Consider the following 23,600-nt stretch of genomic DNA (forward strand, 5'->3'; position numbering starts at 1 on the left):
AATTTTACGCACGGTGCCACGCCCGCGAGACTGGCGCAAATTCAACGGAGCTGCCCCAGATGAAACTGTATTTCTTCCCCCACGCCTGTTCCCTCGCCCCGCATATCGTGCTGCGCGAATTGGCGCTGCCGTTCGACCTGGTCCTGGTGGATAACCAAGCCAAGACCACCGCCGACGGCGACGACTTCCTGCAGATCAACCCCAAGGGCTACGTTGCTGCGCTGAAACTGGACAACGGCCAGGTGCTGACCGAAGCCAGCGCGATCCTGCAATACCTGGCCGACCTGAAACCCACCGCAGACCTGGCGCCGGCCACTGGCAGCTGGGAACGCGTGCGTCTGCAGGAATGGCTGAACTTCATCGCCACCGAGATTCATGGCGGCTTGGCGGTGTTCTTCAACGGCGCGATCCAGGGCGAGGTGAAGGCCTCATTCCAGGCCACCCTGTTCAAGCGCTTCGCGGTGCTGGTGCAGACGCTGGAGCGCCAGGATTACCTGTTGGGTGCGCGATACTCGGTGGCGGATGCCTACCTGTTCGTGGTGCTGCGTTGGGCGGCGTTTCATGCGATTGATTTGGGTGAGTGGCCGGCGCTGGCGGCGTTTCAGCAGCGGGTGGGTGAGCGACCGGCGGTGATTGCGGCGTTGGCCGCCGAAAAGCCATGAGTCGAGATGAAGGCACTCAACGCCAGCACATCCACCGAACCCGAGCGATCCTGGTCCAGGTGGACCACCTGGCTACGCACGGTTTCATAGATCTGCCGAGCGCCTTCACCTAAACGTAGCTCGCCGCGCAAGTCCACCGCCTGCGCGGCAACGATCAGTTCAATACTGGCCAGCCACAACACCCGCTCGGTCAAGCGACGGGTCTTGTCGACCACGGCCAAAGCCTGGCCCGCATAGTCTTCTACACGGTCCGCCACCGGCACGCTAACCGCCGGCAGCGGATTGGCCAGGTGCCCGATTTCCGCGACCAACGCCGAACTGGTGCGCTGCAAGGCGGCCATACCGACATGACCGGGTTGAGTGATGAGGAAGCGCGGCAGATCACTCGAAGCCGGCGATAGCAATTTGGCAATCCGCTCGGCGCTGCATGCGGCTACTCGATTGAGCGCCAGGCCCAACCCTTCAGCGGCCAGCGCCAAGTGGGTGCTGTCGAAATTCGCCGTGGCTAACACAAGCGCCTCTTCGCTGATCAACGCCGGGTTATCCGCACCGCTGCGCAATTCCAGTTCTACCAGCTCATGCAGCTGTTGCAACGCCTGTTGCGCCGCACCCTGGACCACCGTGGCACAGCGGAAGCTCAAGGGGTCCTGCAGACGACGCGGGCTGTCCGCCAGCTCACCGCCCGCCAGCAACTGCAATAACGCCGCCGACTGCTCGGTTTGCCCCGGTGCCGGCCGCAGGCGCGAAGCCCATGGCTGGAACGGACTCAGGTTGGCCCGATAGCCCTCGCACGATAACGCCAGCGCCGCCAGCACCGCTGCCAACACTTGCTGTGCCTCGGCGACCAGCAATGCGCCGAGCCCGACACTGGCGGCATTCGCCGAGACCAGCGCTAATCCATCCTTGCCGGTCAAAGGCACCGAGAGCGCCAGGCTCAAGTGGGCCAATGGCGCCAGGTCGCTCTCGCCCAACGAGCCGAGCAACGGCACCTCCGGTTCGGCACCCGAGTTAAGTAAATCCAGCAACGCCTGCGCTGCTTGCGCTGAAATACCCGAACGTCCCTGGGCCAATCCGGCCAGGCGCGCGGCGGTGATGGCGCGCAGCTCCTGACGATTGGCCAAGCGTCCGACACCCACCGCGCGCCCCAACGGAATACTCGCCTGCACGGGGGCTACGGGCGTGTCCACCGCAGCACCGAGGCCGGTGTTTACGCCATAAATTGGCGTGCCTTCAGCCGCCAGTTTCACCAACAACTGGTGGCCTTCATCGATGCGCTGACGGGCCTTCACAGAGAAATCCGCCGGCACATCCTGCCGGGCAATCGCCAGCAAATCTGCCAGGGCTAAACCTTGGGGATCGAAGTGAATCATGCCCAGCGCAGCCGCTGGCCAATCCCCAGACGCTTGGCTTTTTCCAACAGTGCATGGCCCAGCGCGATGTCACTGAGGCTGAGGCCACGGTGCCAGAACAGGATGGTTTCCTCAGCGGTTTCCCGGCCGGTTTTCAAGCCGGCCACGATCTGGCCCAGTTCGGCATGCAGGGTTTCGGCACTGAGTTTGCCAGCGTCGACATGCGCGCGTAGCGCGCCAAAAAGCCCGCCTTTGCACTGGCCCCAATCATCCACGACCAACTTGCTCATGATGTCGGTCAGCGACAATTCCACCGCGCTCATGGTGCCGTAGGGCACCACAAAGGCGCCGGGTTTGATCCACTCGGTGCGCAACAAGGGCTCGGGCTGGTCCAGGCGCGACGCCTCGACCACGATGTCGGCGCCACGCACGGTGGACTCCCAATCGTCGGTGACGATCACGGGTTTTCCCAGGTCCTTGCGCAGGCGCTCAGCGAAGGCTTCGCGGCTTTCGCTGCGGCGTGAGTGCACGCGGATTTCGTCGAAGTCGAACAGGTGATCCAGCAAGCGCACGTTCCAATACGCCGTGCCACGCGCGCCAATGTGCGCCAGCACTTTGCTGTCGGGCCGGGCCAAGTATCTGGCGCCGATGGCCGTGATAGCACCGGTGCGCATATCGGTGATCGCCGAGGCATCCAGGATCGCCTTGGGAATCCCGGTGGCCGGGTCCAGCAGGTTGAGGATGGCCAATTCCGAGGGCAAACCCTTGCGGTAGTTGTCGACAAAATCCCCCACAACTTTGACGCCCGCATAGCCAATATCGCCGCCGAGTACACCGCGCAATACGTTGAAGTGGCCGTTGATCTCACCGCCGGGAATCAGGTGGGTACGCGGCTCGATCACCGCCTCGCCACGGCCCTGGATCGCCAGGCTGGCTTCGATGGCGGTGAGGATCTCGTCGTTGGTAAGGCCTAGTTCGTCGATGTCCAGGCCGTTGAGAAAGTCGATGTAGATCGGTTGCATGGTCATGGCGCCTTGAATACCGCTTGCTGCACATCGACCTTTTTCGGGATCAGGCCGTTGGCAAAAAACAGGTCGGCGGTGCGTTGTTGGTTGCCGACGTCAACCGCTTCCAACGGGCGAATCGGCGCGGGCGAGCGGTGTTCGAAGTAGCTTTTGACCACCGCCGGTTGCAGGCCCAGGGTCTTGGCCATCAGTGCGATGCTGTCTTCGGGCTGGTCGAGGGACAGGCGCTGCGCCTTGGCCAGGGTCTGGATGATCGCGCCAATGGATTGCGGATATTGCTTGGCAAATGGGCTGCTCACCACGAAGAAACTGCCCGCTGGATTGAGGCCCTGGCCGTCGCCCAACACGCGGGCGGAACCCTCGACCACGGCCGCGGAGTAGTACGGGTCCCACACCACCCACGCGTCGACTTTGCCTTGCTCGAACGCAGCGCGGCCATCGGACGGCGACAGGTACACCACGTTCACGTCCTTCCATTGCAAACCGGCGCGCAGCAGGCTTTTCAGGAACAGGTTGTGGGCGCTGGAGCCCTTGAGCAGCGCCACGCGCTTACCCTTGAGTTCGGCCACGCTCTGCACGCTGCTGGCTTTGGGCACCAACACTGCTTCGGTCTTGCCCTCGTTGGGTTCGACGGCGAAATACTGCAAATCGATGCCTGCGGCCTGGGCGAAGATCGGTGGGATGTCACCGATATTGCCGATGTCCAGGCTGCCGCCGTTCAGCGCCTCGATCAGCGGCGGGCCGCCGAGGAACTCGATCCACTGCACCTGGGTACCGGGCAACGCGTCCTCGAAGAGTTTGTGCTCACGGGCCAGCACCATGCTCACAGAGCTTTTCTGGTAGCCGATGCGCAACGTGGCCGGTTCGGCCGCCAGCACCTGAGCGGCAACCAGTGAAAGTACCGCAGCAGCGAATATTTTAAGCATCAGAGCGCCCCCTTCAGCTTGGCCGCCACATCGGCTGGCACCCATTGTTGCCAGACGTCTGGATGGTCTTTGAGGAAGGCTTCAGCCACTTGGCGGGGCGGCGTGCGTTTCTCGCTCATTTCCCCGAGGATGCCGTTAAGCAGGTCAATCGGCAGGTCGACCTTTTCAAACACGCTCACCAGTTGCGGGTACTGCGCCTTGAACGGTGCCGACACACCAATCGCCAGGCGCGCCGGCATCGAGCGGGTGCCAATGGGGTTGGGGTTTTTCGCGTCGGACAGGGTCTTCCAGGCTTCGGCGTTGAACGGCGGCTCTTCCAGCTTGACCAGCTTGAACCGCCCCAACAGCGGCGTCGGCGACCAGTAGTAGAACAACACGGGTTTACCACGACGGATCGACGACGCCACTTCGGCATCCAGCGCCGCGCCAGAGCCGGTGCGGAAGTTGACGAAGCTGTCGGTGAGTTTGTAGGCCTTGAGTTTCTGGCTGTTGACGATCTCCGAGGTCCAGCCGGTTGGGCTGTTGAGGAAGCGCCCACGGCTCGGGTATTCGGGGTCGCGGAACACGTCCTTGTAGCGCGGCAGGTCGGCCACCGACTTCAAGTCCGGCGCCAGGGGCTTGATACCGCGCGCGGCATCGCCCTTGATCACGAACTCCGGCACCCACCAGCCTTCGGTGGCGCCTTTGACCGTGTCACCGAGGCCGAACACCTTGCCTTCGTTTTCCGCCTTGACCCACGCCGGACTGCGCCCGGCCCACTCTTCACCGATCACCTGGATATCGTCCTTGGCCAGGGCGGCTTCCAGGCTCACGGTGCTGCCGGGCAAGGTGTCGGTCGGCAGGCCGTAGCCTTTCTCGACGATCAGGCGCAGCACTTCGGTGATCAGGCTGCCGCTTTCCCAGGTGATATCACCGAAGTGAATGGGTTTGACGGCTTCGGCGGCGTGGGCGGCTGGGGTCAGCAGGCTCAGGGCCAGCAGACCACCGCCCAGGAGTTTTTTCAGATGCTTCATCGGCAACCTCATAGTTGTGCGGTGATGTTCGTTAAAAGTCATAACTGAGCCGCGTGTAGTAAAACGCCCCTTCCGGCGCCGACGGCGACAAGTAGCTGTACTGCTGGCCCGGGGTCTGGCGCAGGCGGGTGTTGAAGTCGTCGGGCTTGCTGTCGAACAGGTTGTTGGCGCCGACTGACAAGCGCAGTTGTTTAGTGAAGGCGTAGTTCACGTCCAGGTCGGTGTTCCACTGTGCGCCGAAGGTCTGGTCGTACTGGGCGTTGGCTTCGCTGGCGGCGTATTTGCGGTATTCGCCGTAGCGGGTTTCGCTGAGGGCGATGGTCCATGCGCCGATGCGGTGGGTCGCACCGAGTACCAGCTTGTCTTCGGGGTAGCCGTGTTCCAGGAAGCCACGGGCTTCGCGGGTGAGGATGTCGAAGCCGTTGGGGTTTTCGTGGACCTTCTCAATCGTGGTGCGCGCCTTGGTGTAGCCGGCCGACAGGCTCAACGCGCCGTACTGCGCCAGGTCCAGGTTGTACTTGCCGACGATGTCGACGCCACGGGTGCGGGTATTGGCCGCGTTGGTCATGAACTGCGCCCAGGTGTACTGGCCAAACCCGGCTTGCTGCAGGATCTGTTCGGCACGTGGCCCGGAAATACCGCCGCTGTAGAGCAGGCGATCACGAATCGAGATCTGGTAGGCGTCGATGGTCAATGAAGCGTTTTCAATCGGGCGCAACACCAAGCCCAGGGAATAGTTGGTGGACTTCTCGGGCTTGAGCGGCTCGGCACCCAAGGCACGGGCGGCCGGGTTGTCGGCGGGCAACATGCGCGTCAGCACCGGGTTGCCGTTGATGTCGACGTTGGTGGTGGTGGTCCACGACGTGCCGATCTGGCCCAGGGTCGGCGCACGGAAGGAGTTGTTCACCGTGGCACGCAAGCCCACCTGCGGCGTGAAGTCATACCGCGCCGAGAGCTTGCCGGTGGTGGCCGAACCGAAGTCCGAGTAGTGCTCGGTACGTCCGGCCAGGCCGACCTGGAATTTGTCGGTGAGCTGGTGCTCAAGGCCAAAGTAAACGCCGCCGACATCCCGCTTGTAGGTGCCGGCGTCGTCTGGTGTGAGACCGGAGGCTTGCACCGCGCCGACCTGCACACCGTTGATGCCGCCAAAGGAGTAGGACTCGTAGTCGCCCTCCTCCAGACGATACTGCTCATGGCGGTAGGCAATGCCTGCCGAGACGGTCAGCGGATGGCTCGACCAGTTGACGTCCAGGTCCTTGGCGTAATCCAGGCCAAGGTTGGTCTGCTCGTTGACCAGTGTCGCCACGTCAAACTTGGTCGGGCTGTTCAGGCCGTAGCTCGGGTTGACGGTGTTGAAGGCCAGTTCATCGTGCTTGTCGCGACCGTAGGTGGCGCTGAGGTCAAAGCGGCCAAGCGTGTCGTCTTCATAGCGGGTGCCGACGGTGAGTGCGCCGTCTTCATAGCGGTAGCGGTATTTGGGAATGGTGCCGTTGGGGTAAATGCCCGGCACGTTATTCGGATTATTCGCCAGCAACGGCGGCGTGTTGTTTACCGATTTGTCCTGGCCAAAGGTGGCGAAACTGTAGAGGCGCCATTGGTCGCTCAGGCCGACTTCGGCGTTGGCCGCCAGGTTGAATTTATCGCGCCCGGCACCGCCCCAGCGCGGGTCTTGCAACTGGCCGTCGGCGACGTATTGGTCGCCAATGTCGGTGGGTTTGTTGTTGAGGGTGTTGAAGCTCAGGGTGAGAAAGCCATCCCCCGGCAACCCCAGGCCGTACCAACCGTCAGTGGTTTTGCTGAAGCCGTCGCCCTGGGCGTACTTGCCCAGTTGGGTGTTGACCTGGCCACCGCTGTCACGCTCCTTGAGCACGATGTTGACCACGCCCGCCACCGCATCCGAGCCGTATTGCGCCGAGGCGCCATCGCGCAGCACTTCGACGTGGTCGATGCTGCTGATGGGGATCATGTCCAGGTCCACCGGCTGCGCGCCAATGAACGGCACGCCACCGGAGATGTTAACCACCGCCGAGGCATGACGGCGCTTGCCGTTGATCAGCACCAGCGTCTGGTCCGGCGCCAGGCCACGCAGGGACGCGCCCTTGGGGTTCTGGCCACGGGTGGCGCTCTGGTTCTGCGGAAAGTTGAACGACGGCAGCAGTTGGAACAGCGCCTGGTTGAGGCTGGTGGCGCCGGTCTGCTTGAGTTCTTCGGCGTTGATCACATCCACCGGCGCGGCGCTGGTCAGGGCAGTGGCGTCGCTGCGCCGGGTGCCGATGGCGACCACGCGGTCCAGGGTCGGCGCTTGCGCTGCACGGGTTTGCGCGTTGACGTTGCTGGTGGCGTTTTTGCTCGCGCCTTCCTTGATGATGAACGCGCCGTCCGGGCTCACCTGGACTTGCAGGCCGGTGCCCTTGAGCGCAGCGTCTACGGCCTGTTGCGCCGACAGAGAACCGTCCACGCTGGCCGAGGAATAGTTACCCAACTGCGGCGTAAACGAGATCACCTGGCCGCTTTGGCGGCTGATGTTCAGCAGCACTTCATCCAGCGGGCCTGGTGCGATGTGATAGACCTGGCGCACCTCTTCGGCACTCGCGGCAAACGACAACAACAGGCTGGCCAACGGCACCAGGGCAAAGGTTCGAAGCGGCACACGGTTGAACTGATTCACTTTGGCTCCCCCCAAGGAAACTCGACGGCGCTGCTCCCCGCAGCGCTTACGGGAGTGATGTGGGACGGCGGGGGCAAAACTTGCAGATCGTTTGGTTATGTCGATAGAACCGAGGTCACGCAGCATTGACGGTCACCCAAAAACCGCTGCGGCGGGTGATTTGGATCGGCAAGGTGCGCGCCAGGGTGTCGAGGATTTGCTGGGGGTTGTCCAACCGGTACAAGCCACTGACGCGCAGGCCCGCCACAGCGGGGTCCAGGCGCAGCACGCCATTGTGATAGGGCCGCAGTGCGTCAATGACTTCGGCCAGTGGCCGGTCGCGCACTTGCAGGAAGCCATCGACCCAGGCCGTGGCCCCGGAGGAACTGGCCTGCACCGGGCCGAATCCGGCGCGGTCGTAATGCACTTCATGGCCGGCGGCGAGTTGCAGGCGTTCGCCGTGCTGGCCGTCAATTTCCAGTGCGCCGTTGAGGGCAACCACCTGGCCCTGCCCTTGCCGTTCACGCACCAGGAAACGGTTGCCGTAGGCGCGCAGACGCGCCTGGTCGGTCTGGATCAAAAACGGTCGGATGCGGTCGCTGGCGACCTTGGCCAGCAACTCGCCCTCGCGCAGGCGTATCAGCCGGCGTTGCGGATCAAACTGGATATCAGCCGCGCTCTGCGCGTTGAGCAGCAATTCGCTGCCATCGTCCAACGCGACGGTGCGGCGCTCGCCGGTACCGGTGCGGATATCCGCCGTGAGTTCAGTCAATGGCAAGCCCAGCGGCTTGGCCAGCAAGGCCGCGCCAACTGCCACACCAGCACCGGCCAGCGCGACCTGCAACACATGCCGTCGACTGGACGGTGCCTCCAGCGCCTGCTGCAACACCTTGCCACTCACCCCTTGCGCCTGGGGAACCTGGAACACGCCCAAGCGGGTTTCCAACTGTCGGCACAGGGCGTCATGACGCGGGTCGGCGGCGCGCCATTGTTCATAGCGCTGCCAGTCGCCCGTCGAAGCTTGGCCGGAGCGCAACAGCACGTACCAGCGCGTGGCGCTGTCGATCAGTTCGTCGCTCATTCCAGGCACAGCCGCAGGCAGCGGTTGAAGGCGCGGGTCATGTAGTCACTGACCGAGCGCTGGGAAATCCCCAGTTCGCTGGCGATTTCCGGGTAGGTCAGGCCATTGAGTTGCGAGAGCAAAAAGGTCGCCTTGACCTTGGCCGGCAAGCCGTCGAGTAACTGGTCGATGGCTTGCAGGGCTTCGAGCATTTGCGCCAGCTCTTCGGGAGAGGGCGCGGTGGAGGTTTCGTCGTTATCGAGTGCGTCGAGGTAGGCCCGTTCCAGATCACGCCGGCGCCACAGTTGATACATCAGCCGCTGGGCGATGGTGGTGAGCAGCGCACGTGGCTGGCGAATGGGCATCACCCCCGGCGCACTCAGCAGCTGGACGAAGGTGTCGGCGGCGATGTCTTCGGCGTGGGCGCGGGAATCGAGGTGGCGGTGCAAACGGCTGCACAGCCAGTCGTAATGACTGCGGAACAATCCGCCCACGTAATCGCTGTGAGAAGTGTCGGCGCCGGACATAGTGGCTCCATCTGAGTAGGTTGCGCGTTATGTCCGGTGTTCCGGTGGAGCGATCCTAGCAAGGCTGCTTATTCTTTAATAATATTTAAAAGGTATTTTTATATAACCTTATTGAAGCACTGGGTAGCCCGCGCTGGCGGCTTGTTGCTCGTAGCCCAACAGCACTTGGTAGTCGTCTTCACTGGCGGGCAGTACGGCCTGCAGGCCCAGCGTCTCGGCCATCTGCGGTAAATCCTGCAGTGCCTGGTTCATGGCCTGACGGATCTGAATCACCTGCTCATCGCTCAAGCCCACTGGACCGATATAGGGCAAGGTCGGGCTCGGTGCGCTGCGCGTGACGATGCGCAGTCCCGCCACGTCCTGCGGCGCAAAACGGGCGAGGTAGTCGTAGGTGACACTGTCGATGGCCGCCAGGTCGGCGCGGTCTTCGCGCAGCCAACGCAGGCTCTCGCGGTGGGCGCCGCTGATGGCGACGTTGGCGAAGAAGCGCCCGTCGCGTTGCAAGGGGGCCAGGCGTTCGCGCAGCAGGTTCATGCCGCTGTTGGAATCGTGGCCGTTGATCACGCCACGGCTGTTGTAGAAGTCCGCCAGGGTGTGACGTGGGTTGTCATCGCGAGTCAGCAACAGGCTGCAATGCTCGCCTTGGCTGCTATGGGGCGACTCGTAGCACGGTCGGCCAATGACACGGACCTGGCCGCGCAGCTGGGTCATCAGCGGATAACCGCAGGTCTGGGTCAGGAGCAATTCAGGCGCAAGCCACAGACCGTGCAGGTCAAGGTGATCGGCATTGCGCCGCCCCAGGTTCAGGTGGTCGAGGATGCGCGCAAGCCACTGCTGGTTGGCCTGCTCGATCGGCTCGGGCGCGACATACATCAGCAGCTCGGCGTAGTGGTCACTCATGGTCATCTCTCACGCAAAAGGGTGCCGGGGGCTGTCGATGGCCTTGAGGCCGTGGCGGCTGATCAACTGGCCGTAGCCTTGCACCAGGAAACCGCCGCTGCGCGCCACCCATTGCTCACGTCGGGCACGGTAGACCGTGGGCAGCAAGTACCAGGGCAGTTTCGGCAGGTCGTGGTGCACCAGGTGCAGGTTGTTGTTGAGGAACAGCCAGGTCCACGGCCAGGACGCTTCGTTGAGCACGGTGCGTTGCTCCGGCTGCGGGTGCGGGCGGTGTTCATAGTAGGAACGGATCGACGCCAGGGACAAGGCCGGCACGCTGACCAGCAGCAGGTAATGCCACACCGAGAGCGCGCTGTAATGGGCGATGAAACTCAGCATCAACACGGTGACGGCGCTGTGGGCCAGCCACATCGGCCATACCTGAGGCAGGCGCCGATATTCGTGACAGGCCAAACGGGCGATTGCCAAGGGCGCAGCCAACACGAAGCGGCCCAGTACCGTCTTGGTCAGCCAATGCACGCCACGCTCGAACAGCGAACTGTTATCCCATTGCTGCTGGTTGAGGTACCGGCTTTCCGGGTCGATGCCCGGCAAGGTCAAGTCTTCGTCGTTGTGGTGCAGCAAGTGACTGTCGCGGTACAGCGTGTACGGGTACCACACCGCAAAGGGCGCGTAGCCGAGCAGTTTATTGAGTCGCAACGAACGGGTGGGATGGCCGTGGAGCAATTCGTGTTGCACCGACAGCCACAGCGTCACGATTGGAATCAGCAGCAAGAGGCTCAACCCCAGGCCCAGCCAATGGCTGCCCAGGATCACGGCAAACCAACCGGCGTACACGCCGATCAGCAGCAGCCAGGTCGGCCATTCGGTTCTTGCGATAAAGGTGCTGGCCAGGGCTTCGATTTCCCGGCGTTGGGTCAGATCAAGGTAGTTTGCCATCAGCCGCTCAGAGCAGGTGTTTCCTGCTCTGTGCAATGGCGCGGGAAAATCTTGCAGATCGTTTGGTTCTAATCTTGTAACTCAGTGACCGAAAAGGCCGGTTTCAGACTTCTTGGCCTTTTTGTCTGCGCGTTTTTCATCGGCGGTCTTTGCCGGTTTTTTCTTCGCGGCTTTCTTTGAATCCATACCTTTGGCCATGATGCATGCTCCACTGACAGGGGATGTAGCACTGGGTATACCACCTATTGCCCGGCAGAAGGCGCTTATAATCCAAGGCCCTGGATAACGCTGCCTGAACACCATGCCCCCATTGCACATCGAACCGCTGGCAGAGCCGCTGTGGCCGCTGCTAAACAAGTTTTACCGCAACCACAATTCGTCGATGAAGGCGCTCAAGGGTGGGCGTTTGTGGGTGGCGCGGGACGCAGAGATCGTCGCCGGGTTGTGCCTGACGCCGGTGGTGGGAGGGCAATGGTTGACCGGGGTGTTCGTTGACCCGGCCTATCGCGGCCAAGGGCTGGCGGCGCGGGTGATCGAGGCCGCGGTTGCCGATGTCGACGGCACCCTGTGGTTGCTGTGTCATCCGGACCTGGAAGGGTTGTATCAACGGATGGGCTTCACCCAGGACACCGTGCTGCCGCAATCCCTCAGCGAACGCTGGGTACGCTACAAGCGCAACAAACCCATGATCGCGATGGGCTTAGATCGTTTGGTGAGGTCGACCGCAGATAATGTGTGATCGGCGCCTGCAGGCCCCATGCTAGCCTCGGCGGCACAGTGGCCCTTTACAGGATGATCATGAAAACGACGCTTGCAGCTCTCTCCCTCACCGCCCTGCTCGTTCCAGTCTTGGGCCAGGCAGCCGACGCGCCCATTACCGCCAAGCAGTACCAGAGCGTGCTTGGCGGCAGTTGGCGCGACCCGGCCAACAGCGCCCGCGACAGCTATCGCCATCCGCAACAGACGCTGGAGTTCTTTGGCCTGGGCGCCAAGCAGACGGTGATCGAAATTACCCCCGGTGGCGGTTGGTACAGCGAACTGCTGGCGCCGTTGCTCAAGGATCATGGGCATTACGTCGCAGCGGTGCAGGCGGCGAGCAGCAGCGCCTACGCGCGCACGTCTGAAGAGAACCTGAAGAAGAAATTCGCGGCTGATCCCGCTCGCTACGCCAAGGCCGAGGTGGTCGAGTTCGATCCCAAGGCGCCGGTGTTCGGCAAGCCGGCTTCGGCGGATGCCGTACTGACCTTCCGCAATGTGCATAACTGGGTCGAGGCAGGCACTGCGCCGGCCACGTTCAGTGCGTTCTACAAGGTACTGAAACCGGGCGGCGTGCTGGGCGTGGAAGATCACCGGGCCAAGGATGGGGCGGATCTGGAAGCGATCAAGGACAGCGGCTACCTGACCACCGCACAGGTGGTGAAACTGGCGACCGATGCCGGGTTCAAGCTGGCGGGACAGAGCGAGGTGAATGCCAATCCGAAGGACACCAAGGATTACCCGGCAGGCGTGTGGACGTTACCGCCGACGCTGAGATTGGGCGAACAGGATAAGGCGAAGTATGTGGCGATCGGGGAGTCGGATCGGATGACGTTGCGGTTCATCAAGCCCACCCAGTAATCCGTTTGTAATGTATTCCAACTGTGGGAGCTGGCTCCCACAGTTGGAATACACTGGGCTTGAAAGCTAGTCGTCAGCCGTGGGATCCATGTCCGGGAACAGCACTTCGATAAAGCCGAACTTGGTGAAGTCGGTAATCCGCGACGGATACAACCGGCCGATCAGGTGATCGCATTCATGCTGCACCACCCGCGCATGAAAGCCCTCGGCGATGCGCACAATCGGCTCGCCCTTTGGGTCAAAACCCTCATAACGAATCTGTTGGTAACGGTCCACCGCCCCCCGCAAACCCGGCACGGACAGGCAGCCTTCATAGCCCTCTTCCAGCACCGGGCTCAGTGGTGTGATCAGTGGGTTGATCAAAATCGTCTGCGGCACCGGCGGCGCGTCCGGGTAGCGTTCGCTGGCTTCGAAGCCGAAGATCACCAATTGCAGGTCGACACCGATCTGCGGCGCGGCCAGGCCGACGCCGCCTACGTGTTCCATGGTCTGGAACATGTCGTCGATCAATTGCCACAGCTCGGGGCTGTCGAACATTTCCGGCGGGACCGGAGGCGCGATGCGCAGCAGGCGTTCGTCGCCCATTTTCAGGATTTCACGGATCATCGCTCAGACTTCATCGGCAGTGGGCTTGGAGTGGTCCCGGCCGAGGCCTGAGACGTGCTGTTTTTCATCGGTGTGGCCGGGTTCATCGAATTCTTTTTCGCCCGGATCCTTGCCCTCGGCGGACATGTGCTCGATCACCGCGTTCATCTCCGCGCCCAGCAGCAACACAGCGGCCGAAATGTAGAAGTACAGGAGCAACACGATGATCGCGCCGATACTGCCATACATGGCGTTGTAGTCGGCAAAGGTTTTGACGTAGTAGCCAAAACCCAGCGACGCGACGATCCATACCACCACCGCCAGCACTGAGCCTGGGGTGATGAAGCGGAATTTCTGCTCGACGTCGGGCATCACGTAGTACATGAGGGCCACGGCGAACATCAGCAGAATCACGATCAACGGCCAGCGCAGGATGGTCCACAAGGTCACCACGAATTCCTGCATGCCGATCTGACCGGCCAGCCATTCCATTACCTGCGGGCCCAGCACCATCAGCGCAGCGGCGGCCAGCAACATGCCGGCGATGCCAACGGTGTAGAAAATCGACAGCGGGAAGCGCTTCCAGATCGGCCGGCCTTCAACCACGTCATAAGCGGCGTTCATCGCGCTCATCATCAGGCGCACGCCAGCCGAGGCCGTCCACAGCGCGATCACGATACCTACCGAGAGCAGGCCACCCTTGGATTGCTGCAACTGGTCGATCACCGGGTTGACCTGCTCCAGGGCCTGGGGCGGCAACACCAGTTCCGACTGCAGGCGCAGCCAGGTGAAGAAGTCCGGCAGGTGCAGGAAACCGATCAGGGCAATCAGGAACAGCAGGAAGGGAAACAGCGAGAACAGCATCTGGTAGGCCAGTGCCGAGGCGTAGGTGGGCATTTCGTCATCGACGAATTCCTTGACGGTGCGCAGCAGCACTTTGTGCAGCTTGAGACCATCGAGAACCGGAAAAATCATAGCGTCTCCTTTCGCCGCAAAAAGGTTGAGTTCGTGGGCGACTCAGGGGCCGTTTTCTACATCAAGGTAGCCTATTTGGCGACCTTGAAACAATTTCGAAACTTTAATCACCGCATGTGACATAAAAACGGCCATCCGTGGATGGCCGTTTGGACTGCTTGAAAACGCGCTTACTTGGTCGCTTTTTTCACAGCGTCCTTGGTGTCGCCAACTGCTTTTTCGACTTGGCCTTTCTTTTCCTGCACCACGCCTTCAGCGCGCAGTTTGTCGTTACCGGTGACTTTGCCGACGCCTTGCTTGATGTTGCCGACGGCTTCGTCTTTCAAACCTTTTGCCTTATCCGCTGTGCTGCCCATGGTATTTCTCCGTAAGAACAATCAAGGGTTTTGGTCATTACCTAGAGATTGACCCGAGGCCGTTCGGCAGAGTTTCAATTATTTTTGCCCACGCATTTCATCGCCAGCCGCAGGTTTGGCTTTATGTTTTGCCGCCAACCCCTGAGAATGCCCGGCACATTCAGGCTCAAACGCTGAATAACAGATCCCGTAGGAAGGTTATGAAACTCAATAAAGCACAGGCCATCGCCCGCCGAAACACCGAACTGGGCGGTGCCGTACTCGGCGTCAACAACTGCCACTTCACCGACCTGGACCGCAAACGCAACATCTGGTGGTTCGACCTGCCGGTGGGCCGTATTGCCGTGGGCCAGTACGAGTGGATCCATCTGTTGATGCACAACGCCGAGACCGACCAGTTGCTGCACCTGAAGGTGCCGACCGCGTTTTTGCGTGAGCACATCGAAGGGTTGGTGGTGCGCAATGCGAACAAGCGCAAGCCAGAGATCACGCTGGAGCTGAGCGCCGACAAGGACTCGTTCTTGAAGGATGTGCGGCCAACAGGTGCTAACGTGAGCTTCGCGCATTTCGCCCTGTAACCCCCCTTCAATAAAAAACCCCGCTTCGGCGGGGTTTTTTATGGGTTACTTTTTAAGACCGAGCTTCTTCAGCTCTTCATCACGCAACTCACGCCGCAGGATCTTGCCCACGTTGGTGGTCGGCAACGCATCGCGGAATTCCACGGCCTTGGGCACCTTGTAGGCGGTGACGTTGGCGCGCATGTGCTCCATCACCTGGTCCTTGGTCAGGGTCGCGCCCGGCTTGACCACAATGAACAGCTTGATGTGTTCCCCGGACTTCTCGTCCGGCACACCGATGGCCGCACACTGCAACACGCCCGGCAGGCCTGCCAGTACATCTTCCAGCTCGTTGGGGTACACGTTGAAGCCAGAGACCAGGATCATGTCCTTCTTGCGGTCGACAATGCGCATATAGCCGTCGGGCTGGATGATCGCGATGTCACCGGTCTTGAGCCAGCCTTCGCTGTCGAGCATTTCGTCGGTGGCGTCCTGGCGCTGCCAGTAGCCCTTCATCACTTGCGGGCCCTTCACGCACAGCTCGCCGGTTTCACCCAGGGCGAGTTCAGTGCCGTCGTCAGCGATGACTTTGCACACGGTGGACGGCACCGGAATGCCGATGGTGCCGATCTGGATGTGCTGGATCGGGTTCACGGTGGCCACCGGGCTGGTTTCGGTCATGCCGTAGCCTTCGCAGATGCCACAGCCGGTCACGGCCTTCCAGCGCTCGGCGGCGGCCAATTGCAGGGCCATGCCGCCGGACAGGGTGACTTTCAGCGCGGAGAAGTCCAGCTTGCGGAACGCCTCGTTGTTGCACAGCGCCACGAACAGGGTGTTCAGGCCGACAAAGCCGCTGAACTTCCACTTCGACAGTTCCTTGACCATCGCCGGCAGGTCCCGCGGGTTGCTGATCAGGATGTTGTGGTTGCCGATCAGCATCATCGCCATGCAATGAAAGGTGAACGCATAGATGTGATAAAGCGGCAGCGGCGTGATCAGGATCTCGCAACCTTCGTTGAGGTTGGAACCCATCAGCGCCTTGCACTGCAACATGTTGGCGACCAGGTTGCGGTGGGTGAGCATCGCGCCCTTGGCCACACCGGTGGTGCCGCCGGTGTATTGCAGCACGGCCACGTCGCCACTGGCCGGGCTGACGTCGTTGACCGGTTGGCCGTGCCCCTTGGCCAGCACGTCGTTGAATTTGATCGCCTGGGGCAAGTGATACGCCGGGACCATCTTCTTCACGTACTTGATGACGCTGTTGATCAGCAGGCGCTTGAGCGGCGGCAACAGGTCGGCGACTTCGGTGACGATCACGTGCTTGACGGCGGTCTTGGGCACGACCTTTTCCGCCAGGTGCGCCATGTTGGCCAGGCAGACGAGGGCCTTGGCACCGGAGTCGTTGAATTGGTGTTCCATTTCCCGCGCGGTGTACAGCGGGTTGGTGTTGACCACGATCAGGCCGGCACGGATGGCGCCGAACACGGCAACCGGGTACTGGAGGACGTTGGGCAGTTGCACGGCGATGCGATCGCCGGGCTTCAAGTCGGTGTGCTGTTGCAGGTACGCGGCGAAGGCGCCGGACAATTCGTACAATTCACCGTAGGTGATGGTCTTGCCCAGGTTGCTGAAAGCCGGTTTGTTGGCGAAGCGCTGGCAGGACTGCTTCAGTACCGCCTGAATATTCGGATACTCGTCTGGATTGATTTGTGCAGCAATCCCGGCGGGGTACTTATCCTTCCAAAAGTCTTCGTTCATGGAAGCCCACTCCTCAGCGACGTCAGCGACGCGAATTCATCATCGCATTTGATGCGATTATTATTGGTGTATGTTTTTTTAGGTGAATCTGGCGCTTTCAAGCAGGCCGAGACGTCACAAAGCGCGCCGAGAGTAGCAGCTTTGCCAAAGGTCGCCTAGAGCCAAAGGTGGGCCCTGTGGTCATAAACGCGACTGTCCTACAATATTCGGTCACACTATAAACAGGACCAAAATCACCCCACAAAAGGCTCTGGAACAAGGCCTTCAGAACACCGAATAGCAAATGTGGGAGCGGCGGTGCGACGATTCGACTTGCTCGCGAATGCGGTGTATCAGTCACCAGATAGGTCGACTGCTACACCGCATTCGCGAGCAAGCCCGCTCCCACACTTTATTGCATTTCAATTCAAGGTCAGGCGATGTCGCGCAACTCTCTGCGCAAAATCTTGCCCACCGGCGTCATCGGCAACGACTCGCGCAGCACAATATGCTTGGGCACCTTGTACCCGGTGAAGTTGGTCTTGCAGTAGGCCTTCAACTCCTCAAGGCTCACCCCCTCAGCCCGCGCCACCACAAACAGCTTCACCGCCTCCCCCGTGCGCTCGTCCGGCACGCCGATCACCGCGCAGTTGGCCACCGCCGGGTGGGCCATCACCACGTCTTCAATCTCGTTGGGGTAGACGTTGAAGCCCGACACAATGATCAGGTCTTTCTTGCGGTCGACGATGCGCACAAAGCCATCCTCGTCGATCACTGCAATGTCACCGGTCTTGAGCCAACCTTCGGCGTCCAGCGCCTCGGCGGTCGCGGCCGGTTGCTGCCAGTAGCCCTTCATCACCTGCGGGCCCTTGATGCACAACTCGCCGCGCTCGCCCAGTGGCAACTCGACGCCCTGGTCATCGATCACTTTCATCGCCGTGGCCGGCACCGGGATGCCCACGGTGCCCAGGCGGGATTTGTTGCCGTAGGGGTTGGTACTGGCCACCGGAGAGGTTTCCGTCAGACCGTAGCCCTCGCCGATGGCGCAACCGGTGATCTGCTGCCAGCGCTCGGCGGTGGCCTTGATCAATGCGGTGCCGCCGGAATTGGTGAGCTTGAGGTGGGAGAAATCCAGGGACTTGAAATCAGGATGGTCCATCAACGCCACAAACAGCGTGTTGAGCCCCAGCAGCCCGGTGAAACGCCACTTTTTCAGCTCCTTGATAAAGCCGCCGATGTCCCGTGGGTTGGTGATCAGCACGTTGTGATTGCCCGAGACCATCATGCACATGCAGTTCGCCGTGAACGCATAGATGTGGTACAGCGGCAGCGGCGCGATCATCACCTCCTGCCCTTCCTTGATCAGCGGGTGGCCGTCCTCACCGGTCTGGGACATACAAGCGCGCACCTGCTGCATGTTTGCCACCAGGTTGCCGTGAGTCAGCATCGCGCCCTTGGCCAGGCCGGTGGTGCCGCCGGTGTATTGCAGCACGGCGATATCGTCCAGGGTCACCGGGTGGCGCGTCACGCCCAGGCCCGCGCCCATGTGCAAGGCGCGCTTGAACGACACCGCGCGCGGCAGGCTGTAGGCCGGGACCATCTTTTTGACCTTGTCGACCAGGGTGTTGACCAGCCAGCCTTTGGCGGCGGGCATGAAATCGCCCATCTTGGCTTCGATCAGGTAGTCGATCTCGATGTCGCTACACACCTCCTGCACGCGCGAGCCGAACAGGTTGAGGTAGACCAGCGCACGCACGCCGGCGTCCTTGAACTGGTGGCGCATCTCGCGCGGGGTATACAGCGGGTTGGTGTTGACCACGATCAGCCCGGCGCGCAAGGCGCCGAACACGGCAATCGGGTAATGCAGCACGTTGGGCATCTGCACCGCAATGCGGTCGCCCGGCTTGAGGTCGGTGTGCTGTTGCAGGTAACCGGCGAACGCCGCACTCTGGCGCTCAAGCTCGGCGTAAGTCAGGGTGATGCCCATGTTGCTGAATGCCGGACGGTCGGCAAAAGCCTTGCAGGAACGCTCGAAGACCTCGATCACCGACTTGTAGGCCGACAGGTCGATGTCATTGGGAACGCCCGCCGCGCGTTTGTCATTCCAGAAATCAGGTTGCATTATTCTTGTCCTCTTACCTGAGTGTGTCCGGCCGCTTTCCTAACGCTATAAAAAGCGGAGCTTTGGGGACGTTAGCAGCTATGGCCAAACAGGCAAATACGCTAAATCGTGTCATTGATTGTATGAATCTTGCCGCTGATGCGTAGGCAGATACCCAGTCCCTCAACAGATGAGCTATACACTGCAACGACCCTGAGCAAAGGAAGCGCCATGAACCACAGCACCTTCTGGCTGACCGCGAATGACCGCAGCCGCCTGTACGTCAATCAATGGATGCCCGAGGGCCCCGCCAAGGCCGTGGTGATGCTGTCCCATGGCATGGCCGAACACAGTGGGCGCTATGCACGCCTGGCCCAGGCCCTGTGCGGCGCAGGCTACGGTCTGTATGCGCTGGACCAGCGTGGCCATGGCCGTACCGCCGATGAAGGTACCTTGGGCCTGTACGCCGAAACGGATGGCTGGAACAAAGTGGTGGGCGACCTGGCCAGTCTCAACCAGCATATCGGCCAGCAGCAACCGGGGTTGCCGATCATTCTGCTGGGCCACAGCATGGGCAGCTATATCGCCCAGGCCTACCTGCTGCACCACAGCGCCAGCCTGCATGGGGCGATTCTCAGCGGCTCGAACTTCCAACCCGTGGCGCTCTATCGCGCCGCTCGGGTGATTGCACGCATAGAGCGCCTGCGCCAGGGCTTGCGCGGGCGCAGTGCGCTGATCGAATTCCTGTCGTTTGGCTCGTTCAACAAAGCCTTCAAACCCAATCGCACCGCGTTCGACTGGCTCAGCCGTGACCCGGATGAGGTGGACAAGTACATCAACGACCCCCTGTGCGGGTTCCGCTGCACCAATCAGCTCTGGATCGACCTGCTCGGCGGCTTGCAGCAGATCAGCAAAGCGTCCAATCTCGCGCAGATCGATCCGGGCCTGCCGATCCTGGTGATGGGCGGCGAATGTGATCCGGTGAGTGAGGGCAAGCGTCTCAACAGTCTGGCCGACGCCTTGCGCGACGCCAGCTGCCAGCACCTGCAACTGACTGTCTACCCGCAGGCGCGCCATGAAGTGTTCAACGAAACCAACCGCGACGCTGTCACAGCGGATGTGCTGGCGTGGCTCGACCAAGCGCTGACACTGCGCAGGCCGGCCCGCTGCGAATAATTTATCGTTTAAAATCAGTCAATTAAATTACCGATTAGCCACAGGATGCACCTTTAGATGACCCAGGTAACCAACACCCCGTACGAAGCCCTCGAAGTCGGCCAGACCGCCAGCTACAGCAAGTTGGTGGAAGAGCGCGATATCCAGCTGTTCGCCGCGATGTCCGGTGACCACAACCCGGTGCACCTGGACGCCGAGTACGCCAAGGCGACCATGTTCAAGGAGCGTATCGCCCATGGCATGTTCAGCGGCGCCCTGATCAGCGCGGCCGTGGCCTGCGAATTGCCTGGGCCGGGCACCATCTACATCGGCCAGCAGATGAGCTTCCAGAAGCCGGTGAAGATTGGCGACACCCTGACCGTGCGCCTGGAAATCCTCGAGAAGCTACCGAAATTCCGCGTTCGCATCGCCACTCGTGTGTTCAACCAGCGTGATGAGCTGGTGGTGGACGGCGAGGCGGAGATCCTGGCGCCGCGTAAGCAGCAAGTCGTGACCTTGACCGAGTTGCCGCCGATCAGCATTGGCTGATCCTGACGCATAAAAAAGCCCCGCATCGGCGGGGCTTTTTCTATTCAGCTACGCCTCAAGACTGAGCGCGAGCCTGGTTACGCAGGGCTTTCACCTGATCGTGGTTGCGTTGTACGCCGTGGTACTGACGCTCAACCAGGTCACGAATACCCAGCAGGTTGTGCTTGTTGATCTTCTCGATCGCATCTTTATAAGCCTTCAGGGCGTGGTCTTCACCGCGCTCGGCTTCGTTCAACACCGCTTCTTCATCCTTGCCGGTGAGCATCGACTTCACGTCGACCCAGCCGCGATGCAGTGCACCGGCCACGCTGCCGGAATCTTCCGGATCACCGCCCAAGGCACGTACGGCGGTTTTCAGTTCTGCGGCGGCGGTGGCGCAGTCGGCAGAACGCTTGGCGAACAGGGCTTTGAGTTCTGGGTGCTTGATGTCTTCAGCGCACTCCTTGAAACCCTTTTGGCCGTCGATGCTGGTCTCGATCAGGTCGTTCAGTACGGAGATCGATTCTTTATTGATGTCAGTCATTTTTCAATTCCTTGTACGGGTTAGAAGGTTGTCTTAATGGTTGCAGCGCCCGTGCCAGGTTTTAACAAAACAACTTATCCTTTAATTTCAATTAGTTACGATAAATTGAACCATCTGTACGTACGTTATTTGCATGATCTGTCATTTGGCCTTCATGCAGAATGCCTGTATTTTCCAAAGTCTCGATACACACACCTGAGCCTTCATGAATCCCGAAAAACTCGAACTGCTGATCACCCGCGAAATGCCCTTCGGCAAATACAAGGGACGGATCATCGCTGACCTGCCCGGCCCGTACCTGAACTGGTTTGCCCGCGAAGGTTTCCCCCACGGCGAGCTGGGGGGGCTGCTGGCCCTGATGCAGGAAATCGACAGCAACGGCTTGTCTGAATTGCTCGAACCGCTGCGCGCCAAACACGGCAAACCCGCCCCCCGCCATTAAAGAGTCATGCCATGCCAAGGAATGCAGACAACGAAAACCACTGGCACGCCATCGCCCAGCGGTATGCGCTGGAGCCCGGCCCGATCAACCTGGAAAACGGTTACTTCGGCCGTATGAGCCAAGCGGTACAGGCGCAGTACCTGGAACACGTGGCGTTTATCAACCGCAGCAACTCGCTGCATGTACGCCAGCACTTCGAGCGCGGTGAGAACGAGGCGATCCGCCGCCAACTGGCCGGACTGATCGATGTCGACCCCGCCGCCGTCGCCTTCACCCGCAATGCCACCGAAGCCCTGCAATCGCTGATCCGCAACTACAACCGCCTGCAACCGGGCGATCAGGTGCTGATCAGCGACCTCGAATACGACACCGTGAAAGGCGCCATGCGTTGGCTGGCGGGTTATCGCGGCGTGGAAGTCATCGAACTGTCCCACACGCACCCGGCGAGTTTCGACAGCCTTGTGCAGACGTATCGCGATGCATTCGTGCAATACCCGCGCTTGAAGCTGATGGCACTGACCCACGTGACCCACCGCACCGGGCTGGTCATGCCCGTGGCCGCGATTGCCCAGGCGGCGCGCGAGCAGGGTATCGATGTGATCCTCGACGGCGCCCATGCCCTGGGCCAGATCGAATTCAACCTGGCCGAACTGGGTATCCAGTTTGCCGGCTTCAACCTGCACAAGTGGATTGGCGCCCCGCTGACCTTGGGCTTCCTGTACATCGCTCCCGAGCGCCTGGCCGACATCGACCCGGACATGGGCGAATTCCACTACCCCGCCACCGACGTTCGCGCACGTACGCCCTACAGCACGCCGAATTTCCCGGCGCTGATGACCTTGCCGCTGGTGCTTGAAGAACATCGGCAACTGGGCGGCGCGGCAGCCAAGGGCGCGCGAGTGAATTACTTGCGGAACTTGTGGGTCAGCCAGGTACGGGAATTGCCGGGGATCGAGGTGCTGACGCCGGACGATCCACGCTTGTATTGCGGGATAACGGCGTTCAAGTTCATTGGGAAGGATCAGCAGGTGATGACGGAGCGTTTGCTCAAGGACTACAACCTGTTCACCACGACGCGTGTGGGTGCGTCGTTTGGCACCTGTATCCGGGTGACGCCAGGGTTGGTGACGCAGGCAGCGGAGATAGCCGTGCTGGTCAAAGCCATCACCGAATTGAGCGTCGGCTAGGCGCGTTTTCAACAGGCAAAAAAAAGCGGTACACCGACCAAGTGCACCGCAAAAATGCCGTTAAGCACAGCAACAACGATTCGGTAAATCAGATCAATCCAGCAGCGCCAGCGCCTCGGCGGTGACTTCCTGGATGCGGGCCCAGTCGCCGTTCTTGACCCACTCAGGGTCGAGCATCCAGCTACCGCCCACACACATCACGTTTTTCAACGCCATGTAGTTTTTGATGTTGGCCGGGCCGACGCCGCCGGTCGGGCAGAATTTCACTTCGCCGAACGGGCCACCCAGGGCCTTGATCGCGGCCACGCCGCCGCTGACTTCGGCCGGGAACAGTTTGAAGCGGCGATAGCCCAGGCCATAACCCTCCATGATGCCCGAGGCATTGCTGATGCCCGGCAGCAGCGGGATCGGGCTGTGTACCGAGGCTTCCAGCAGGTCGCGGGTGATGCCTGGGGTGACGATGAACTGCGAGCCAGCCACTTCGGCGGCTTCAAGCATGTGACGGTCGAGCACGGTGCCGGCACCGGTGCACAGTTCAGGGCGTTGCTCGCGCAGCACCTGAATGGCCTTGAGGCCGAACTCGGAACGCAGGGTCACTTCCAATGCGGTCAAACCACCGGCTGCCAGGGCATCGGCCAGCGGCAGGATGTCCTGTTCGCGGGCGATGGTGATCACCGGCAGGATCCGCGCCTTGGCGCAGAGGCTGTCGATCAAGGCAACTTTATCCGCCATGGACACGGTCGGTTGAGGGCTTTTCATAGCGGCTGA

Annotated in this window: 24 protein-coding genes; 8 read left to right on the forward strand and 16 right to left on the reverse strand. The window is 61.2% G+C overall.

The annotated features are described in order from the left end of the window. The first annotated feature begins 59 nt into the window (after positions 1-59). A complete protein-coding gene (gstA, locus tag H096_RS00820) occupies positions 60-662 on the forward strand; it encodes a glutathione transferase GstA (protein WP_033896301.1) in 603 nt (200 codons plus the stop codon). Here gstA and H096_RS00825 read toward each other — a convergent pair. The 9 genes from H096_RS00825 to H096_RS00865 all read right to left on the reverse strand — a co-directional run bounded on the left by H096_RS00825 (position 602) and on the right by H096_RS00865 (position 11,048). Beyond that, positions 602-2,032: an aromatic amino acid lyase gene (locus tag H096_RS00825; RefSeq protein ID WP_033896302.1), complete on the reverse strand. Its 1,431-nt coding sequence runs from the start codon at positions 2,030-2,032 to the stop codon at positions 602-604. The genes gstA and H096_RS00825 overlap by 61 nt on opposite strands. Next, a complete protein-coding gene (locus H096_RS00830) occupies positions 2,029-3,033 on the reverse strand; it encodes an ornithine cyclodeaminase family protein (RefSeq protein ID WP_033896303.1) in 1,005 nt (334 codons plus the stop codon). The genes H096_RS00825 and H096_RS00830 overlap by 4 nt, the downstream gene beginning before the upstream one ends. A gap of 2 nt (positions 3,034-3,035) precedes the next feature. Beyond that, positions 3,036-3,962, reverse strand: coding sequence for an aliphatic sulfonate ABC transporter substrate-binding protein (locus H096_RS00835; RefSeq protein WP_033896304.1), 927 nt, complete (start codon positions 3,960-3,962; stop codon positions 3,036-3,038). Continuing rightward, positions 3,962-4,975 (reverse strand): ABC transporter substrate-binding protein, encoded by a 1,014-nt coding sequence (locus H096_RS00840; RefSeq protein WP_033896305.1) that lies wholly within the window; start codon positions 4,973-4,975, stop codon positions 3,962-3,964. The genes H096_RS00835 and H096_RS00840 overlap by 1 nt, the downstream gene beginning before the upstream one ends. A 31-nt stretch (positions 4,976-5,006) precedes the next feature. After that, positions 5,007-7,643 (reverse strand): TonB-dependent receptor, encoded by a 2,637-nt coding sequence (locus tag H096_RS00845; protein ID WP_033896306.1) that lies wholly within the window; start codon positions 7,641-7,643, stop codon positions 5,007-5,009. A gap of 115 nt (positions 7,644-7,758) precedes the next feature. Continuing rightward, positions 7,759-8,703, reverse strand: coding sequence for a FecR domain-containing protein (locus tag H096_RS00850; protein WP_033896307.1), 945 nt, complete (start codon positions 8,701-8,703; stop codon positions 7,759-7,761). Continuing rightward, the gene (locus tag H096_RS00855; protein ID WP_033896308.1) at positions 8,700-9,209 is read right to left on the reverse strand and encodes a sigma-70 family RNA polymerase sigma factor; all 510 of its coding nucleotides are present in this window, start codon (positions 9,207-9,209) and stop codon (positions 8,700-8,702) included. Before H096_RS00855 ends, H096_RS00850 begins: the two co-directional genes overlap by 4 nt. 108 nt (positions 9,210-9,317) lie before the next feature. Then, positions 9,318-10,109 carry a PhnD/SsuA/transferrin family substrate-binding protein gene (locus H096_RS00860; RefSeq protein WP_033896309.1) on the reverse strand — a complete coding sequence of 264 codons (792 nt, stop codon included), beginning with the start codon at positions 10,107-10,109 and terminating at the stop codon, positions 9,318-9,320. A 9-nt stretch (positions 10,110-10,118) separates the two neighbouring features. Beyond that, entirely contained in the window at positions 10,119-11,048 is a 930-nt protein-coding gene (locus H096_RS00865; RefSeq protein WP_033896310.1) for a fatty acid desaturase, read from the reverse strand. A 301-nt stretch (positions 11,049-11,349) separates the two neighbouring features. On the opposite strand from H096_RS00865, the gene H096_RS00870 reads away from it, so the two are divergent. Further along, positions 11,350-11,787 carry a GNAT family N-acetyltransferase gene (locus H096_RS00870; RefSeq protein WP_033896311.1) on the forward strand — a complete coding sequence of 146 codons (438 nt, stop codon included), beginning with the start codon at positions 11,350-11,352 and terminating at the stop codon, positions 11,785-11,787. 59 nt (positions 11,788-11,846) lie between these two features. Then, a complete protein-coding gene (locus H096_RS00875; protein WP_033896312.1) occupies positions 11,847-12,665 on the forward strand; it encodes a class I SAM-dependent methyltransferase in 819 nt (272 codons plus the stop codon). A gap of 66 nt (positions 12,666-12,731) precedes the next feature. Here the strand turns inward: H096_RS00875 and def are convergent, their stop codons facing one another. The 3 genes from def to H096_RS00890 form a co-directional block, all read right to left on the reverse strand. Then, positions 12,732-13,271, reverse strand: a complete 540-nt coding sequence (def, locus tag H096_RS00880; RefSeq protein WP_033896313.1) for a peptide deformylase — start codon at positions 13,269-13,271, stop codon at positions 12,732-12,734. Positions 13,272-13,274: 3 nt separating this feature from the next. Further along, positions 13,275-14,225, reverse strand: a complete 951-nt coding sequence (locus H096_RS00885) for a YihY/virulence factor BrkB family protein (protein WP_016975971.1) — start codon at positions 14,223-14,225, stop codon at positions 13,275-13,277. Between the two features lie 170 nt (positions 14,226-14,395). Further along, complete coding sequence (locus tag H096_RS00890; protein ID WP_016973106.1) at positions 14,396-14,581, reverse strand: CsbD family protein; 186 nt, start codon at positions 14,579-14,581, stop codon at positions 14,396-14,398. Positions 14,582-14,781: 200 nt separating this feature from the next. Between H096_RS00890 and H096_RS00895 the strand changes: the two genes are divergently transcribed. Continuing rightward, positions 14,782-15,159, forward strand: a complete 378-nt coding sequence (locus tag H096_RS00895; RefSeq protein WP_033896314.1) for a hypothetical protein — start codon at positions 14,782-14,784, stop codon at positions 15,157-15,159. A gap of 45 nt (positions 15,160-15,204) precedes the next feature. On the opposite strand, the gene fadD1 is transcribed toward H096_RS00895, so the two are convergent. Further along, the gene (gene fadD1 / locus H096_RS00900) at positions 15,205-16,896 is read right to left on the reverse strand and encodes a long-chain-fatty-acid--CoA ligase FadD1 (RefSeq protein WP_033896315.1); all 1,692 of its coding nucleotides are present in this window, start codon (positions 16,894-16,896) and stop codon (positions 15,205-15,207) included. Positions 16,897-17,308: 412 nt separating this feature from the next. Continuing rightward, entirely contained in the window at positions 17,309-18,997 is a 1,689-nt protein-coding gene (fadD2, locus tag H096_RS00905) for a long-chain-fatty-acid--CoA ligase FadD2 (RefSeq protein ID WP_033896316.1), read from the reverse strand. A gap of 210 nt (positions 18,998-19,207) precedes the next feature. Here fadD2 and H096_RS00910 point away from each other — a divergent pair, with 210 nt between their 5' ends. Next, positions 19,208-20,152, forward strand: coding sequence for an alpha/beta hydrolase (locus H096_RS00910; protein ID WP_033896317.1), 945 nt, complete (start codon positions 19,208-19,210; stop codon positions 20,150-20,152). A 57-nt stretch (positions 20,153-20,209) separates the two neighbouring features. Continuing rightward, complete coding sequence (locus tag H096_RS00915; RefSeq protein ID WP_010208208.1) at positions 20,210-20,680, forward strand: MaoC family dehydratase; 471 nt, start codon at positions 20,210-20,212, stop codon at positions 20,678-20,680. Positions 20,681-20,735: 55 nt separating this feature from the next. Here H096_RS00915 and H096_RS00920 read toward each other — a convergent pair whose 3' ends face one another. Next, entirely contained in the window at positions 20,736-21,203 is a 468-nt protein-coding gene (locus H096_RS00920; RefSeq protein ID WP_033896318.1) for a PA2169 family four-helix-bundle protein, read from the reverse strand. A gap of 205 nt (positions 21,204-21,408) precedes the next feature. On the opposite strand from H096_RS00920, the gene H096_RS00925 reads away from it, so the two are divergent. After that, on the forward strand, positions 21,409-21,645 hold the full coding sequence (locus tag H096_RS00925; protein WP_010208204.1) for a DUF3820 family protein: 237 nt from the start codon (positions 21,409-21,411) through the stop codon (positions 21,643-21,645). An 11-nt stretch (positions 21,646-21,656) separates the two neighbouring features. Next, positions 21,657-22,832: an aminotransferase class V-fold PLP-dependent enzyme gene (locus H096_RS00930; RefSeq protein ID WP_033896319.1), complete on the forward strand. Its 1,176-nt coding sequence runs from the start codon at positions 21,657-21,659 to the stop codon at positions 22,830-22,832. A gap of 93 nt (positions 22,833-22,925) precedes the next feature. Here the strand turns inward: H096_RS00930 and H096_RS00935 are convergent, their stop codons facing one another. Further along, the gene (locus tag H096_RS00935) at positions 22,926-23,591 is read right to left on the reverse strand and encodes a bifunctional 4-hydroxy-2-oxoglutarate aldolase/2-dehydro-3-deoxy-phosphogluconate aldolase (protein ID WP_025858441.1); all 666 of its coding nucleotides are present in this window, start codon (positions 23,589-23,591) and stop codon (positions 22,926-22,928) included. Positions 23,592-23,600: the final 9 nt, after the last annotated feature.

The sequence above is a fragment of the Pseudomonas sp. FH1 genome (genome assembly GCF_000510895.2).
Taxonomy (GTDB): domain Bacteria; phylum Pseudomonadota; class Gammaproteobacteria; order Pseudomonadales; family Pseudomonadaceae; genus Aquipseudomonas; species Aquipseudomonas azotoformans_A.

What these genes read in the sequence shown, in the direction of transcription:
- gstA (WP_033896301.1), top strand. Translation starts at nt 60, where the DNA reads ATGAAACTGTATTTCTTCCCCCACGCCTGTTCCCTCGCCCCGCATATC.
- H096_RS00825 (WP_033896302.1), bottom strand. Translation starts at nt 2,032, where the DNA reads ATGATTCACTTCGATCCCCAAGGTTTAGCCCTGGCAGATTTGCTGGCG.
- H096_RS00830 (WP_033896303.1), bottom strand. Translation starts at nt 3,033, where the DNA reads ATGCAACCGATCTACATCGACTTTCTCAACGGCCTGGACATCGACGAA.
- H096_RS00835 (WP_033896304.1), bottom strand. Translation starts at nt 3,962, where the DNA reads ATGCTTAAAATATTCGCTGCTGCGGTACTTTCACTGGTTGCCGCTCAG.
- H096_RS00840 (WP_033896305.1), bottom strand. Translation starts at nt 4,975, where the DNA reads ATGAAGCATCTGAAAAAACTCCTGGGCGGTGGTCTGCTGGCCCTGAGC.
- H096_RS00850 (WP_033896307.1), bottom strand. Translation starts at nt 8,703, where the DNA reads ATGAGCGACGAACTGATCGACAGCGCCACGCGCTGGTACGTGCTGTTG.
- H096_RS00855 (WP_033896308.1), bottom strand. Translation starts at nt 9,209, where the DNA reads ATGTCCGGCGCCGACACTTCTCACAGCGATTACGTGGGCGGATTGTTC.
- H096_RS00860 (WP_033896309.1), bottom strand. Translation starts at nt 10,109, where the DNA reads ATGAGTGACCACTACGCCGAGCTGCTGATGTATGTCGCGCCCGAGCCG.
- H096_RS00865 (WP_033896310.1), bottom strand. Translation starts at nt 11,048, where the DNA reads ATGGCAAACTACCTTGATCTGACCCAACGCCGGGAAATCGAAGCCCTG.
- H096_RS00870 (WP_033896311.1), top strand. Translation starts at nt 11,350, where the DNA reads ATGCCCCCATTGCACATCGAACCGCTGGCAGAGCCGCTGTGGCCGCTG.
- H096_RS00875 (WP_033896312.1), top strand. Translation starts at nt 11,847, where the DNA reads ATGAAAACGACGCTTGCAGCTCTCTCCCTCACCGCCCTGCTCGTTCCA.
- def (WP_033896313.1), bottom strand. Translation starts at nt 13,271, where the DNA reads ATGATCCGTGAAATCCTGAAAATGGGCGACGAACGCCTGCTGCGCATC.
- H096_RS00885 (WP_016975971.1), bottom strand. Translation starts at nt 14,225, where the DNA reads ATGATTTTTCCGGTTCTCGATGGTCTCAAGCTGCACAAAGTGCTGCTG.
- H096_RS00890 (WP_016973106.1), bottom strand. Translation starts at nt 14,581, where the DNA reads ATGGGCAGCACAGCGGATAAGGCAAAAGGTTTGAAAGACGAAGCCGTC.
- H096_RS00895 (WP_033896314.1), top strand. Translation starts at nt 14,782, where the DNA reads ATGAAACTCAATAAAGCACAGGCCATCGCCCGCCGAAACACCGAACTG.
- fadD1 (WP_033896315.1), bottom strand. Translation starts at nt 16,896, where the DNA reads ATGAACGAAGACTTTTGGAAGGATAAGTACCCCGCCGGGATTGCTGCA.
- fadD2 (WP_033896316.1), bottom strand. Translation starts at nt 18,997, where the DNA reads ATGCAACCTGATTTCTGGAATGACAAACGCGCGGCGGGCGTTCCCAAT.
- H096_RS00910 (WP_033896317.1), top strand. Translation starts at nt 19,208, where the DNA reads ATGAACCACAGCACCTTCTGGCTGACCGCGAATGACCGCAGCCGCCTG.
- H096_RS00915 (WP_010208208.1), top strand. Translation starts at nt 20,210, where the DNA reads ATGACCCAGGTAACCAACACCCCGTACGAAGCCCTCGAAGTCGGCCAG.
- H096_RS00920 (WP_033896318.1), bottom strand. Translation starts at nt 21,203, where the DNA reads ATGACTGACATCAATAAAGAATCGATCTCCGTACTGAACGACCTGATC.
- H096_RS00925 (WP_010208204.1), top strand. Translation starts at nt 21,409, where the DNA reads ATGAATCCCGAAAAACTCGAACTGCTGATCACCCGCGAAATGCCCTTC.
- H096_RS00930 (WP_033896319.1), top strand. Translation starts at nt 21,657, where the DNA reads ATGCCAAGGAATGCAGACAACGAAAACCACTGGCACGCCATCGCCCAG.
- H096_RS00935 (WP_025858441.1), bottom strand. Translation starts at nt 23,591, where the DNA reads ATGAAAAGCCCTCAACCGACCGTGTCCATGGCGGATAAAGTTGCCTTG.